The organism is Acinetobacter sp. P1(2025), assembly GCF_051390655.1.
Lineage (GTDB): Bacteria > Pseudomonadota > Gammaproteobacteria > Pseudomonadales > Moraxellaceae > Acinetobacter > Acinetobacter junii.
Window position 1 is genome coordinate 1 of record NZ_JBPKBJ010000013.1, and the last position, 15,035, is coordinate 15,035.

Genomic DNA, 15,035 nt, shown 5'->3' on the forward strand with positions numbered 1-15,035 from the left:
AGATTCAATCAATAATTGAACCGCTCTATCTCTGATTTCAGGGGTGTATTTTACTTTTTTCATCGGGACATTCTCTCAAGAAAAGTGGTCTCCGACAAACCCGGTACGGTTCATTATTTTAATAAAATGAAATTTAAAAAAGTTGCATATTATTCTTTGATTATAAAAGTCTCAAAATTAATTGGAATCATATCAGCGCAAATTAAAAATTAAGGTAAGATTAATATTCTCAAGAAATCAAATAGGATGAATTTTTGAAAAGAGTAGGATGTCTTCATGGAACGTAGTTTGAAACGTGTTAAATTACGTTCAGAGCAGATTAGCCTTCGTCTATTTTCTTGCATGGTCGTGATTATTTTTTCGATCTTATACATTTCTATTCCATTAATAATTCATAGTTATCAAGATTATATAAAAACTCAACAAGTATTATCAGAAATCACAAGTTTGCGGGCCTTAGTAAAAACAGCCAATAAGATTTCAAGAGAGCGAGCGCCTGCCAATAAGCTCATGTCGAGTACGCCTGATGAGCTTCAGCAACATCAAAAGGAGTTGAAAGAATTTAGACTGGTTGTCGATCAGCAAATTGATGAGGCGATTACAACACTTCATCAAGCAGGTTTTAACTCTATCGCGACGGCTTTAAATTCGGATTTAAAAACTCAATTAGCACAGTCACGAAAAGTCGTTGATGACTATGCTCTGATCCCTCCAAAACAACGTAATGCAGCAGAATTAGATCATGCGATAGTATCCATGTTCGCTGCATGGGATAAGACACGTGAATATCTGAGTGCTCTGATGCTAGAAGCAAAAAGTAAAGACAGTAAGATGTCAAATTACTTTATTTCTATTGTTGTTTTAACGGATATGCGTGATCAAGCTGGCCGCGTGGCATCTAATATCATGGCACCTGTGACGTTTAAGGAAACGATATCAGATATTAATCGTGCTCGATCATTACAAACTCAACATCAAGCCAGATATCTATGGTCTTTGGTTGATACGATTCAGCCTGAACAAACCAAAACTACAGAATATTATCGTTTACATCGACGTGTAAAAACGGAGTTTCTTGATCAGGGATTACCACTGATCTCAAGATTATTAGATGAGAGTGCGAAGAAACAAGCATATTCACTTACAGGAACGCAACTCACGGAGCAAATTGTAGATAAATTTATTACGGTGATGGATCTACAAAATTATATTTTGGATAGCAGTATCCAAGTAGCGTATGAACAGAATAGAAAAGCAAAACAACAACTGATTTTTACATTATGTATGACCAGTGTTTCATTGCTGACTGCTCTATTTATTATGATTTATACCAAGCGAAAGGTATTTATGCCTTTAATTAGGGCTCGCCAAATGATCTTACGCTTATCTAACACGCCCTATGAAGACCTGCATACGAAAGCATCAAAACAGGAATTTGCTTCATTATTCGAAGCGATCGATCGTTTAAAAGCGATGTTAAAACAACGAGACATGATGGAGTCTCAGTTGAAGAAAATTGCGAACTCCGATGTGCTGACTGGTGTAGCGAATCGCTTAGCTTTGGATGAATACATTCGTGTTTTGGAAAGTCGCCCAAATGCCTTTTCTAAAACAGGTGTGATCGTGATTGATATTGATAACTTTAAGTTGGTCAATGATCAGTATGGTCATATTGTGGGTGATCAGGTGATTACAATGATCGCGGATCAATTGAAGCATAACGTAAGGGCATCTGATCTGATTGTGCGTTATGGTGGTGATGAGTTTTTAGTGGTTATTGAAAATATTCAGTTAGATGCAGCTAAGCATATTGCGGAAAGTATTCGTACTGAAATCGCTAGTCAGTTTATAGAGGTTTCGAGTTTAGATGAATCCATCCAAGTATCGGTAAGTATTGGAGTTGCTGTCGGAGCAGAAAGCTGGCTTGAACTGCTAGAAAGTGCGGATCAATCGATGTTAAGAGCGAAAGCAAAAGGGAAGAATGTGGTGGAGGGATAAATAATTTTGTCCATTAAATAAAAAACGGTGAATTGATCACCGTTTTATCGTTAAAATACAACAAGTTGTATTTTATTTAAGCATCGGTTTTAAGAACTTACCTGTGTGTGAAATCTCAACTTCAGCAACTTGCTCAGGTGTGCCTTCAGCGATAATTTGACCACCACCAGAACCACCTTCAGGGCCAAGATCAATCACCCAATCGGCAGTTTTGATCACATCTAAATTATGCTCAATCACAACGATGGTATTACCCTTATTACGTAGCTCATGCAAGATATCGAGTAACTTGGCAATATCATGGAAATGTAAACCAGTGGTTGGCTCATCTAGGATATATAAGGTTTTACCCGTATCACGTTTTGCTAACTCACGCGCTAATTTCACGCGTTGAGCTTCACCACCTGAAAGGGTTGTTGCTGCCTGTCCCAAACGAATATAACCCAGTCCTACTTGAGTCAGTGTTTCTAGACGACGATGAATCACAGGAATTGCACTAAAGAATTCGGCTGCATCTTCTACCGTCATTTCTAACACATCAGAAATATTCTTACCTTTATAGCCTACTTCCAGTGTTTCACGATTATAACGCTTGCCATGACATGCATCACAAGGCACATACATATCAGGCAGGAAATGCATCGCGACCTTGATCATGCCATCACCTTCACATGCCTCACAGCGCCCACCTTTTACGTTAAACGAGAAACGACCTGCGCTATAACCACGTGCTTTGGCTTCAGGGGTTTGCGCAAATAACTCACGAATTGGGGTAAATAACCCTGTATAAGTTGCAGGATTTGAACGTGGTGTACGACCAATTGGGCTTTGGTCAATATCGACCACTTTATCCAAGTGCTGTAAACCATCAATTGAATCAAACTTTTCTGCGGTAAGAGTGGTTGCACCATTGAGTTGAGTGGCTGCTAAAGGCAATAAAGTTCGGTTAATTAAGGTTGACTTTCCTGAACCTGAAACGCCAGTGACACAGGTCATAATGCCTAAAGGAATGGTTAAATCGACATTTCTAAGATTATGTCCGCTTGCGCCTGAAAGCTTAATCACTTCATCAGGACGTGGTGATTGGGTACGTTGTTTTGGCACTGCAATTTTTAATTTGCCTGAAAGATATTGACCTGTAAGCGAATCGGCATGGTTCGCCAATTCGTCATAAGTTCCTTCAGCAATGATCGCACCACCGTGAATCCCTGCACCTGGTCCGATATCAATGATATGGTCCGCAGCACGAATCGCATCTTCATCATGCTCAACGACGAGCACGGTGTTGCCCAAATCACGTAAACGAATGAGCGTTTGTAATAAGCGATCATTATCACGTTGATGCAGACCAATCGATGGTTCATCAAGCACATACATCACGCCCATCAAACCTGCACCGATTTGCGAAGCGAGACGAATACGCTGTGCCTCACCCCCTGAAAGGGTTTCAGCCGAACGTGCTAAGCTTAAATAATTGAGTCCAACACTCACCAAAAAGTGTAAACGTTCACGAATTTCTTTAAAAATTTTATCGGCGATTTCGCCTTTAGCCCCTTCAAGATTGAGGTCTTGATAATAACTTTCTGCATCACCAATCGACATCTTGGTGATTTCAGCAATGGTTTTGTCTTTAACACGAACATGACGCGAGATTTCATTGAGACGAGAACCACCACAGGCATCACAAGCGGCATTAGATAAGTATTGGGCTAAGTCATCACGGACATAATTCGATTCCGTTTCACGATAACGACGTTCTAAATGTGGCAAGATTCCTTCAAAAGGTTGCACACGATTATGTTTACGACCACGTTCATCAATATAACTGAGGTCGATTTTTTCTTTGCCTGTACCTTGTAAGAATTTCTTTTGTGTCTCTTTATCCAGTTGATTCCATGGGGTATCGAGTGGAATATCAAAATGATCTGCGACTTTTTGAAGCATCGTATAGTAATACGGTCGCTGTCTGTCCCAACCACGAATTGCACCTTGGCTGATCGATACTTCTGGATTTGGAATAAGTTTGTCGGCACTAAAATGACTACGCGTCCCTAAACCATCACAGACAGGGCAAGCACCAAAAGGATTGTTAAATGAGAACAAACGAGGCTCGAGTTCAGCAACCGCACGGTCACATTCAGGGCAAGAGTGTTTCGCTGAAAAGACACGTTCAGGGTGTTCATCATTCATCCACGATAAAATCGCAATATCACCACCTAAACGTAAGGCAGTTTCAAAGGATTCAGCAATTCGATTGCCAAGATCATCGCGGACTTTGAAACGGTCGACGACGACTTCGATGGTATGTTTTTTCTTTTTGTCTAATTCAGGTGGGGTATCAATATCAATAATTTCGCCATCGACACGCGCACGCACAAAGCCTTGGCTTTGTAATTGTTCAAATAAGTTACTGTATTCGCCTTTGCGCTCACGGACCACAGGTGCGAGCAACATCAGTGCCGTACCTTCTTCAAGCGATTTTACTGCATCGACCATTTCCGAAACGGTTTGTGCGACCATCGGTAAGTCATGTTCTGGACAATAGGGTGTACCCACACGTGCATAGAGCAGTCGTAAATAGTCATAAATTTCGGTAATTGTTCCGACAGTTGAACGCGGGTTATGGCTCGTTGATTTTTGCTCGATCGCGATCGCAGGGGATAAACCTTCAATTGAATCAACTTCAGGTTTTTCCATTTGCGAAAGGAATTGTCGTGCATAAGCCGAAAGTGATTCAACATAACGGCGCTGACCCTCAGCATATAAGGTATCAAATGCCAACGATGATTTCCCTGAACCTGAAAGCCCTGTGATCACCACAAATTTGTCACGTGGAATATCGAGTGACACATTCTTTAAATTATGGGTACGTGCGCCTCGAATACGGATATGACTTTGGCTCATGAAAACATCTCAATAATATGCAATAGAAGATCAAAAGACGTTGAACATTGATGGGGTGCATCATCAATTATTTAATTTGAATGTCTTGAGAGAAAGTTCAGTACCAATCAATTTAAAATAATTGCAGAGCAGCATCGTGCTGTTTAACAGGTCTTATATGATAGCGCCTTAAAATTGTTCAAGTGGTATAAAAATATTTAAAACGACAAATTGTGACGGTCAGACCACTTTTTCAAACATAATCAGTCTCAAACCGAGTTGTATTTTTATCATTCCTTTTCTCATTTTACTACTGTAAAGCTGTTGCTAAATAAAAATACATAACTTTACTAGACGACTGGTCTAATATTTATTTATAGTGTGAACATGAAACGATCAATGAAAAATGAAGCAACCCGAAAACACATCTTGGATACCAGTTTTGAATTGGTATTGCATAAAGGTTTTGTTGGGGTTGGCTTACAAGAAATGTTGAAAGCCTGTGACGTACCCAAAGGTTCGTTCTATCACTATTTTGCGTCTAAAGAGGCCTTTGGTTGTGCTTTATTAGAGCAGTACATGGCTGACTATAAAGTACGTGTCGAACAGCTGTGGCAGCACACTGAACAAAGTGCTTATGCACGTTTGATGGCGTTGTGGCAGGCGTGGATTGACGATCCAATTTACGGCAGTTGGGCAGAAAACTGCTTAATTGTGAAACTCGCGGCTGAAGTCTCTGATTTATCAGAAGACATGCGACAAATTTTGAATTTAGGTGTGCATCGACTCACGCAACGCATAGCGCTGCTATTACAAGAAGGGCAGCAGCAAGGTTCGATTCCAACACATCTTGACCCATTTAAAACAGCTCAAGTGATGTATCAGCTTTGGTTGGGTGCGGCATTGATGACCAAATTGGCACAAGACAAAGCACCATTGCATCTAGCTTTGGATACCACGAAACAGCTGTTACAACCGATACAGGAATAAATCATGCAAAGTGTTATCCACTACCAATTTGGCGAACCCGTAGATGTTTTAGAAGTAGCGGATATGCCTCAACCAGAGCCTAAAGCAGGTGAAGTGCGTATCAAGACCATTATGTCTCCAATCCATAATCATGATGTATGGACGGTGAGGGGGAGTTATGGCTATAAGCCAACTTTACCTGCAATTGGTGGTAGTGAAGCGGTAGGTATCGTCGACGCTGTGGGTGAAGGTGTCGATGAAAGTAAATTGGGGCAACGGGTTGCAGTTGCTGGCGTACATGGCAGTTGGGCAGAATATTTTATTGCCCCTGCGCAAAGCATCATTCCTTTAAATGATGCGATTGATGATGAAACAGCAGCTCAATTGATTGGTATGCCGATTAGTGCATTGATGTTATTGGACTTTGTAAATGTTCAAGCAGGTCAATGGCTGATTCAGAACACAGCGAATGGTGCTGTGGGTAAAACCGTTGCCATGATTGCTCAAGCGCGTGGTTTGCAAGTGATTAATCTCGTGCGTCGTACCGATGCGATTGCTGAAATGCAGGCTTTAGGTGTTCAACATGTAGTTGCGACTGATCAGGCGGATTGGAAGCAACAAGTGAAAGCCATTCATGCTGATCAGCCATTAATTGCAGGCGTGGATTCAATTGGTGGAGCGGCGAGTGGTGAAATGCTGAATCTACTGAGTGAAAATAGCTTATTAGTTTCATTTGGCAGCATGACGGGTGAAACCATGCAGATTTCATCGGGTGATTTGATTTTCAAACAGGCTACAGTGAAAGGCTTTTGGGCAAGTGTAGTCAATAAAGAAATGCCAGCAGAGCGTAAAAAGGCATTATTTGTTGAGCTACTTACACTTGCGACCCAGAAAAAACTGGTTCTACCTGTAGAAGGCGTTTTCAGTTTTGATGACATTAAAACAGCTGCACTGAAAGCGACTCAGGGAGCACGTCAGGGTAAAGTGTTGTTAAAAGCTTAATTTTGAAAATTGCATGACCAGTCGTGAGGCTGGTCTACTGATATTGAGTCATACAATAAAAAGGAAAATGAGATGATCGGACAACTGCTCGTAGGATTAATTGCTGTCTTGCATGTTTATATCTTAGTGTTGGAAATGTTTTTATGGGATAAACCAGCAGGTTTAAAAGCATTTGCGAATACTCCTGAAAAAGCCCAGCTCACCAAAGTTTTAGCGCAAAACCAAGGTCTTTATAATGGTTTTCTTGCAGCAGGCTTATTCTGGTCGTTAATTGCACCTGAAACCTATGCTGTGGCTTTGGCGAATTTCTTTTTAGGCTGTGTATTGATTGCAGGTATTTATGGTGGTTTGACGGCGAGCAAAAAAATTATTTATATCCAATCTATGCCCGCAGTGATTGCCTTAATTGCCGTTAACTTTTTTTAAGTAATAAAGGTATTCACTCGATCTGATTTGTGTTTTAATGCAGCCAGTTTGAGATGAGCCTCATACAGTATATCGGACGATACGATATACGACTAAGCCCCTTTATGGGGCTTTTTTATGTCTAAAAGAATGTCATGTTTAATTATTTATGGGATTAAGCGTGATCTAACCCTAACCATTGGCGTTGCTGATAAGCGCTATCCCAAAATAACCACTCCAGCTTTGCACCCATCGTATATGCTGCGTGCATTTTTGCTAAAGTATCTTCATCGCAACGCGCTGCTACTTTATCAATCGTTGCAATCACATTACTTACCGCTGTATTAAATTCTTCACCTGCATAGGTATCAATCCATGCTTGGTAACGGTTATTGTCAGCGGATTGGTGAATAATTGATTTCCCGACTTCTGCATAAATCCAAAAACATGGAAGCAATGCCGCTAAAATCACAGGATAACTTTCTGACCAAGCTGTAGCTGTTAGAAAAGATGTGTAGTGATGGCAGGCAAGGGTGAGCGGGGTATTTTCAAACTCAGTTTTGCTGATGGAAAACTCTTGCATGAAATCACTATGCAGACTACGTTCAACGATGATTGCAATTTTTGCAGCTTCAGAAAATTGAATCACATCATCCGCTTCATAAGCTTTAGCAGCAGCAACAGCGAGCGCACGACCATAAGCCAATAGATAATGTGCATCTTGAATCACATAATGACAAAAAACTTGAGGGTCCAATGTTCCTGCTGCAAGTTCTTGGTTGAATGGAAGTGCGAGGATTTTTTGATAAAGGTCGATGTTGCGCTGCCAGACATCCTGAGAAAAAGTCATAAATTGAACCTGTAAAAACAATAAGTCTAAGATTTTATTCAAACTATATCAGAACTTAGCTTTGATCGTATTTGATCTCAAAATAAGTCCAACAATCTTTTCTGTCTTTCGGTCAAAACTCGCCTACAATAGTCACATTTTTCTACCCAAACGATTTCGAATAAAAGGTTGCTCATGAAGCATTTTCGTTTCTCAATTTTCTTTACAGTAGTGTGTTTAGCACTATCTGCTTACTGGGGCTATACGCATGGTCCAGAAGCAGGTATTGCAACAATGCTGAAGGCATTAACAATTACTGCAATTTTGGCAGTGATGGAAGTCTCTCTCTCTTTTGATAACGCCGTGGTCAACGCATCAGTACTCCGTAATTGGGATCATTTCTGGAAAATGATCTTCTTAACGGTGGGTATTTTAATTGCCGTATTTGGTATGCGCTTGGTTTTTCCTGTCGTGATTGTTGCTGTCACAGCAGATATGGGCATGATGGAAGTCGTAAAATTGGCACTTAACGATCCGAAGTCTTATTCAGCTCGTTTGATGGAACATCATGCAGAAATTGCAGCCTTTGGCGGTACTTTCTTATTGATGGTGTTCTTGAATTTCTTCTTCGATGATGAAAAGGAAACTCATTGGTTCCGTTGGATCGAATCTAAACTCTCACATCTTGCAAGTGTTCCTGCGATGTCTGTTTTCATTGCTTTGGTTGCGATGTTAATCATGGCGGCGAATGTTGAGGAAAGCAAACGTCTGGTAGTGACGATGGCTGGAATCTGGGGGATCGTGGTTTATATCGGTGTGCAAGTTCTCAGTCATTTATTGGGTGGTGAACCTGAAATTGATGAACACGGTAATGCCGTAATGCATGATGGTAATGGTGCTGCATCAGGTGTTGTCAAAGCAGGTTTTGGTGGTTTCTTATATCTTGAAGTCCTAGATGCATCGTTCAGTTTTGATGGTGTTATTGGCGCATTTGCGATTACCAGTGATGTTGTGATCATTATGTTGGGTCTTGCGATTGGTGCGATCTTCGTCCGTTCGATGACGATCTATCTGGTTGAGAAAGGCACTTTAGATGCTTACATCTTCCTTGAACATGGTGCGCACTATGCGATTGGTGCATTGGCATTCATTATGATTGCTAGTGGTACAGGTTTACATGTACCTGAAGTGGTGACTGGTTTGATTGGTGTCGCATTTATTGTTTGGGCGGTAATTGCCTCGATCCAATACAGTAAACGACAGAAGCTAAGCTCTTAAGATTAGTTTCAGTTTGATCACTTAAGATCTTTTAAAGGGACGGTAACGTCCCTTTTTTATTTATTCGATTGTTATTTTTTCAACGCTTTAAAAGGAATAGCTTATAATCCTTTGAGCCAGTTTTAGTGTCTAGTCAATGATGAATGCTTTAGAACGTCGTTCAACCTTTGCCTTAAGTAGCATTTTTGCCTTACGCATGTTGGGCTTGTTCATGATTATTCCTGTTTTTTCAGTTGCAGGGCAATCATATCAATACGCAACACCTGCTTTGATCGGTTTAGCTGTCGGGGTGTATGGCTTAACGCAGGCGATCTTACAGATTCCTTTTAGCTTGTTGGCAGATCGTTTTAGTCGTAAGCCACTGGTTGTTCTGGGACTGCTGTTGTTTGCGATTGGTGGTGCGATAGCAGGGTTTTCCGAGACGATCTATGGTGTAATCATCGGTCGTGCGATTGCGGGTGCTGGTGCTGTTTCGGCAGTTGTGATGGCCTTGTTGGCAGATGTCACCCGTGAAGAGCAACGAACGAAAGCAATGGCAGCTATGGGTATGAGTATTGGCTTGTCTTTTGTGGTGGCATTTAGTTTAGGGCCGTGGTTGACGAGTTTAGTCGGAATCTCAGGTTTATTTTTTGTCACGACCATCATGGGATTAGCCGCGATCTTAATATTGTTATTGGTGCCGAAAGTCACTCGCCATCATCGAAATTTTCAACAAGGTTATTGGGCACAACTAAAACAAGTGATTCAAATGGGCGATCTAAATCGCTTGCATGTGTCAGTGTTCTCATTGCATTTATTGCTCACTGCAATGTTTATTTACATCCCTTCGCAATTAATCGACTACGCACAAATTCCTTTAGCAAAACATGGTTTGATTTACTTGCCGTTATTATTGGTGAGTTTGTTTTTTGCATTTCCGAGCATCATTATCGCGGAAAAGTACCGCAAGATGCGTGGGATTTTTCTATCTGCAATCGCAGGCATTATTGGGGGCTTGTTAATTCTCATTTTTGGTTATGAATCGAAATATGTGTTGCTAACAGGCTTAGGAATTTTCTTTATTGCTTTCAATGTCATGGAAGCTTTATTGCCTTCTTGGTTATCGAAGGTCGCTCCGATTCAGTCCAAAGCCACTGCGATGGGTGTCAATGCAAGTAGTCAGTTTTTAGGTGCTTTTTTTGGTGGAACATTGGGCGGTCAGCTTTTGATGTTACAGAACACGGCGCTTGGCTGGAGTGTGTTAACGGGGATTGCTATACTATGGCTGCTGGTTAGTTTTGGGTTGTCTCAACCAAGATATTTGTCTTCAATTGTGCTTCGACTACCTGAAGCGCAACAAACAGATGAATGGTCTTCAAAATTACTGGCAATTCGTGGTATTGAAGAAGTCGTGGTGATGTCTGAGCAACAAGTTGCTTATATTAAAGTCGATAAACAACATCTAGATGATGCTGCGCGACAAGATTTAACGCACTTGTTGGGTAAAGAGGTAGCCATTTAAGCATAACTCTTATAAAGTAAAACATAGAAATAGATAGGACGTAGACAAGCTAATGCGTGGTGTGAATAAAGTTATTTTAGTCGGTACTTTGGGTAAAGATCCTGAGACAAAAACCTTTCCAAATGGTGGATCACTGACCCAATTTTCGATTGCAACAAGTGAATCGTGGACAGATAAAAATACAGGCGAACGAAAAGAACAAACAGAATGGCATCGTATCGTATTGCATAACCGTTTAGGTGAAATTGCACAGCAATACTTACGTAAAGGTTCAAAAGTTTATATCGAAGGTTCATTGCGTACGCGCCAATGGACAGACCAAAATGGTCAAGAGCGTTACAGCACCGAAATTCGTGGTGACCAAATGCAAATGCTCGATTCTCGTCAGCAAGGTGGTGAGCATCAAGCGGGTAATGATTTTAACCAACCGCGTTTTAACAACAATCAAGGCGGTGGCTACCAAAACACAGGCTATAACAACAACCAAAATGGTTATGGTCAAGGTGGCGGTTTTGGTGGTGGAAATCAGGGCAATTATGCAGGCAGTCCGCAAGCAGGTAATGGTTTTAATACACCAAAAGCCGCACCTCAACCTGCTGCGGCTCCAGCTGACTTAGATGATGATTTACCTTTTTAATCGGTTAAATGAAATAAAAAACCTCTTTTCCTGATCCGAAAAGAGGTTTTTTTATGGAGATTTATTGAAACTAGAAGCCAAGTTTAAATGGAGCTGAATCGAAGTTTGGGGTCTAGACAAATTTATATTTCGATTCAGATTTTATTTTTAGAAAGGATTTTAAAGAAGGGGTTGATATATTAAATCACTGATTTATTTTAATTAATTTTAGGTTGTATTTTTTAATTTGATGATGTTTCCTTTCAATTTTGTTTAAAAAACTCTCCGAGATTGAGCATTATTTTTACAATTGGCTCTCTCTGTTATTCTAAAAATGGCTCTCGTTTCTTCAGAGCCGAAACGACAAATTAAAGCCATAGAAAGTATGCATGCGGAAGCGTCGTTTTTAATCCTTATTCCATTCTGGACGGAATAGGTTGAACGACACAGTTTTTAGGAGGTATTTGCGGCATGGTGTATGTGATGCCAAAAGCCACTAATACCTTCAATATATTAAGGAAAATGATATGGCAGCACATCAAAATGGTTCTGAAGCCAATCTCTCCCAAGGTCTAAAACACGGGCTACAGTCACGCCACCTCACGATGATTTCAATTGCAGGTGTGATCGGTGGTTCTTTATTTGTCGGTTCAGGCAGTATTATTTACAACACAGGACCAGTGGTCTTTCTAACCTATGCCTTAGGTGGTTTACTGGTTTGGTTCATCATGCGTATGTTGGGTGAAATGGCGGTGTTAAACCCAGACAGCGGTTCATTTTCAACTTATGCTGACCGTGCAATTGGTCGATGGGCAGGCTTTTCAATCGGATGGTTGTATTGGTGTACCTTGGCGATGTTGATGGGATGGGAAGCCTATGTCGCAGGTAAAATTCTGAATAGTTGGTTCCCCTTTATCCCGATTTGGGCTTATATGGTCTTGGTCATCGGCGGATTAGTTGCAGTCAACTTACAAAACGTCAAAAACTATGGTGAGTTTGAGTTTTGGTTTGCTTTGATCAAAGTCATTGCGATCGTGGTGTTTTTGGTGATCGGTAGCTTAGCGATCATGAATTTATGGCCGTGGGGTGATGCGTCTGCTTCTGGGGTCAGTAATCTAACCGCTCAAGGTTTTATGCCAAATGGCGCATCGTCAGTGATTACGGCATTACTTGGAGTTATGTTTGCCTATATTGGAGCTGAAATTGTCACGGTTGCAGCGGCTGAATCAGAAAATCCATCGAAAGAAATTCGTAAAGCCTCAAATTCAGTGGTTTGGCGAATTGTATTATTTTACGTCGGTTCTATGTTTGTCGCGGTTTGTTTGATTCCACATAATAATGAGTTATTAAAAGACTCAACTTGGGGAACTTATAGTGTGACTTTAACGGCACTTGGTATTCCAGAAGCACGTCATATCGTGAATTTCGTGGTGCTGACTTCGGTATGTAGCTGTTTTAACTCAGCATTGTATACCTGTTCACGTATGTTATTTTCATTATCAAAACGTGGTGATGCACCGAAAAGTTTTGGTTCTGTAAATAGTAAGAGCAGTCCTTGGGTTGGGGTGATTGTGTCATGCTTTTTCTCGGTAATTGCTGTGATTTTAACGGCTACCGAAAGTATGAATGTATATGACTTTTTCATGTTAACTACAGGTGCAGCAACACTGTATGTGTATTTAACCATTGCCTATTCTCAGCTTCGTATGCGTAAAAAACTTGAAGCAGAGGGCGCAAACATTGAATTTAAAATGTGGTTATTCCCTTATATCACTTATCTCGTGATATTTGCCATTATCGGTGCAATTCTCACGATGTTGATAGAGGGAACTTATTTTAAAGAAGTCATTTACACCACAGCGCTCTTTGGCATTATCGTGTTCTTTGGTTTTGTCTCGCAAAAATTGCGTTGGGGAGAAGAGCGTCGAGCATCTCACCTGAGCCAAGTGCATGAAGAAAAATTGGTCTAAGTTCATTTAAAAGTCAAAAAGAGCCTCAAATCATGAGGCTCTTTTTTAGATATGACAATCGTAAAACAACATCAATTGAGCGTGGGAACACCTGCTTCTCGTAAGCATTGCAATAACACACCAAAAGCCATCACCATGTCTTTTTCATTAACACAGGCGAAGCCCATCAACAGTCCACGTTCAGCGAGAGCATGTGATTGCATGTAATATTGCGACAAAGGGCGAACTTTCACGCCTCGTTCTAAGGCTTTACTGGTAATCGCGACATCATCACAATCATTTGGTAATTTGAGAACCAAATGTAAGCCTGCGGCTTCATCATATTCATGTAGAAATTCAGTACCTAGATAGCGTTTGATCAAACTGACCAAATAATCCCGACGTTTGCCATACAGTAGGCGCATACGTCGAATGTGCGCTTCATAATGACCTTCACGAATAAATTCAGCGAGTGCTTTTTGTTCAAGCAAATGCCCACCACGATATAGTTCTGCTGCCACGATTCTTAAAGATGAGAACAAGGGTTTAGGTACAACGAGATATCCAATTCTGAGTGATGGATAAATGGTTTTACTAAAGGTACCCATGTAGAGCACAGGGGCATTATTTTCTAAACCCTGCAAAGAGGGATAAGGTTGTCCTGAGAATCTAAATTCACTGTCATAATCATCTTCTACGATCCAACTGTTGTGTTGACGAGCAATTTGAATCAATTCTTTACGTCGATTTACACTGAGATGAGAGCCTAAAGGGTATTGATGAGAAGGGGTAACGAAGATCAGTTTAGGCGGTTGAGTTGGATTGTTTTCAGGAATAATACCTTCTGCATCAACGGGCATAGGTTGAATATCCAAGCCATTGATCCTGAGTGTGTTACGCATTCCCCAATATGCGGGATCTTCAATCCAAACACGATCACCAATGTCACTCAGCGCACGAGAAACTAAGTCAATCGCTTGATGAATGCCTTCGGTGATAATGATTTGATCTGCATCACATTGCACAGAGCGGGCGACTTTTAAGTAATCTGCCAAAGCACTGCGTAGTTCAATACATCCTCCAGCATTGCTATAAATCAGTCGATTCACATCAGGTTCACGACTCAAACGTGCTTGAATACGACTAAAAATATGATGTGGAAACTCAGTGACATCAGGTGCCCCAGGTACAAATGCTCCCCATTGATGCGGTGATGCAGCAGCATAGCCCAATAAGTTTGAGCCACGTTGCGATAGTACATATGAACTTTGGATATTAGGGAGTTCAGGTTTTTTCTTTTTATTTTTGGTGTTTAAGAAACTTTCAGGGAGTTTTTCTGCGACCCAAGTTCCATGTCCTGTACGTGCTTCTAAATATCCTTCTGCTTGTAACTGCTCATAAGCACTCAGCACAGTGTTTCGAGAGACATGAATTTCACTGGCTAAATCACGTGACGCAGGTAAGCGCGTCATCGGTTGAATGACGCCTTCTATGATTGCACCACGTAGACATCGAAAAAGGCGTTGATGTAGTTTTCCCTCCGTGTCTTGTTGGAGCCTTTGCAGCAAATGATCTCCAAGTAAACTACGCAATTGGCTCTCTCCT

The 15,035-nt window shown here is 41.0% G+C and carries 11 protein-coding genes; 8 read left to right on the plus strand and 3 right to left on the minus strand.

All coding sequences use genetic code 11. The features are described from left to right. The first annotated feature begins 276 nt into the window (after positions 1–276). Entirely contained in the window at positions 277–1,998 is a 1,722-nt protein-coding gene (locus ACSC97_RS05080; RefSeq protein WP_234856598.1) for a GGDEF domain-containing protein, read from the plus strand. 72 nt (positions 1,999–2,070) lie between these two features. Here the strand turns inward: ACSC97_RS05080 and uvrA are convergent, their stop codons facing one another. After that, positions 2,071–4,902: an excinuclease ABC subunit UvrA gene (gene uvrA, locus ACSC97_RS05085; RefSeq protein WP_234856597.1), complete on the minus strand. Its 2,832-nt coding sequence runs from the start codon at positions 4,900–4,902 to the stop codon at positions 2,071–2,073. Positions 4,903–5,268: 366 nt separating this feature from the next. On the opposite strand from uvrA, the gene ACSC97_RS05090 reads away from it, so the two are divergent. From ACSC97_RS05090 to ACSC97_RS05100, 3 genes are all read left to right on the plus strand, one after another. Further along, positions 5,269–5,871 carry a TetR/AcrR family transcriptional regulator gene (locus ACSC97_RS05090; RefSeq protein ID WP_436659586.1) on the plus strand — a complete coding sequence of 201 codons (603 nt, stop codon included), beginning with the start codon at positions 5,269–5,271 and terminating at the stop codon, positions 5,869–5,871. A gap of 3 nt (positions 5,872–5,874) precedes the next feature. Next, a complete protein-coding gene (locus ACSC97_RS05095) occupies positions 5,875–6,852 on the plus strand; it encodes a zinc-binding dehydrogenase (protein WP_436659588.1) in 978 nt (325 codons plus the stop codon). A 72-nt stretch (positions 6,853–6,924) separates the two neighbouring features. Next, positions 6,925–7,278: a DUF1304 domain-containing protein gene (locus ACSC97_RS05100; protein WP_436659590.1), complete on the plus strand. Its 354-nt coding sequence runs from the start codon at positions 6,925–6,927 to the stop codon at positions 7,276–7,278. A gap of 154 nt (positions 7,279–7,432) precedes the next feature. Here the strand turns inward: ACSC97_RS05100 and tenA are convergent, their stop codons facing one another. Beyond that, the gene (gene tenA / locus ACSC97_RS05105; RefSeq protein ID WP_004951380.1) at positions 7,433–8,107 is read right to left on the minus strand and encodes a thiaminase II; all 675 of its coding nucleotides are present in this window, start codon (positions 8,105–8,107) and stop codon (positions 7,433–7,435) included. A 174-nt stretch (positions 8,108–8,281) separates the two neighbouring features. Here tenA and ACSC97_RS05110 point away from each other — a divergent pair, with 174 nt between their 5' ends. The 4 genes from ACSC97_RS05110 to ACSC97_RS05125 all read left to right on the plus strand — a co-directional run bounded on the left by ACSC97_RS05110 (position 8,282) and on the right by ACSC97_RS05125 (position 13,451). After that, positions 8,282–9,364: a DUF475 domain-containing protein gene (locus ACSC97_RS05110; protein WP_004909842.1), complete on the plus strand. Its 1,083-nt coding sequence runs from the start codon at positions 8,282–8,284 to the stop codon at positions 9,362–9,364. Positions 9,365–9,500: 136 nt separating this feature from the next. Then, positions 9,501–10,865, plus strand: a complete 1,365-nt coding sequence (locus tag ACSC97_RS05115) for an MFS transporter (protein WP_204379460.1) — start codon at positions 9,501–9,503, stop codon at positions 10,863–10,865. A gap of 52 nt (positions 10,866–10,917) precedes the next feature. Further along, positions 10,918–11,502, plus strand: a complete 585-nt coding sequence (ssb, locus tag ACSC97_RS05120; protein WP_004909838.1) for a single-stranded DNA-binding protein — start codon at positions 10,918–10,920, stop codon at positions 11,500–11,502. Positions 11,503–12,008: 506 nt separating this feature from the next. Further along, positions 12,009–13,451: an amino acid permease gene (locus ACSC97_RS05125; protein ID WP_436659594.1), complete on the plus strand. Its 1,443-nt coding sequence runs from the start codon at positions 12,009–12,011 to the stop codon at positions 13,449–13,451. A 71-nt stretch (positions 13,452–13,522) separates the two neighbouring features. Here the strand turns inward: ACSC97_RS05125 and ACSC97_RS05130 are convergent, their stop codons facing one another. Next, the gene (locus tag ACSC97_RS05130; RefSeq protein WP_125299672.1) at positions 13,523–15,022 is read right to left on the minus strand and encodes a PLP-dependent aminotransferase family protein; all 1,500 of its coding nucleotides are present in this window, start codon (positions 15,020–15,022) and stop codon (positions 13,523–13,525) included. Between the last annotated feature and the right edge of the window lie 13 nt (positions 15,023–15,035).

Coding starts and splice junctions, on each gene's coding strand:
- ACSC97_RS05080 (WP_234856598.1), top strand. CDS start 277: ATGGAACGTAGTTTGAAACGTGTTAAATTACGTTCAGAGCAGATTAGC.
- uvrA (WP_234856597.1), bottom strand. CDS start 4,902: ATGAGCCAAAGTCATATCCGTATTCGAGGCGCACGTACCCATAATTTA.
- ACSC97_RS05090 (WP_436659586.1), top strand. CDS start 5,269: ATGAAACGATCAATGAAAAATGAAGCAACCCGAAAACACATCTTGGAT.
- ACSC97_RS05095 (WP_436659588.1), top strand. CDS start 5,875: ATGCAAAGTGTTATCCACTACCAATTTGGCGAACCCGTAGATGTTTTA.
- ACSC97_RS05100 (WP_436659590.1), top strand. CDS start 6,925: ATGATCGGACAACTGCTCGTAGGATTAATTGCTGTCTTGCATGTTTAT.
- tenA (WP_004951380.1), bottom strand. CDS start 8,107: ATGACTTTTTCTCAGGATGTCTGGCAGCGCAACATCGACCTTTATCAA.
- ACSC97_RS05110 (WP_004909842.1), top strand. CDS start 8,282: ATGAAGCATTTTCGTTTCTCAATTTTCTTTACAGTAGTGTGTTTAGCA.
- ACSC97_RS05115 (WP_204379460.1), top strand. CDS start 9,501: ATGATGAATGCTTTAGAACGTCGTTCAACCTTTGCCTTAAGTAGCATT.
- ssb (WP_004909838.1), top strand. CDS start 10,918: ATGCGTGGTGTGAATAAAGTTATTTTAGTCGGTACTTTGGGTAAAGAT.
- ACSC97_RS05125 (WP_436659594.1), top strand. CDS start 12,009: ATGGCAGCACATCAAAATGGTTCTGAAGCCAATCTCTCCCAAGGTCTA.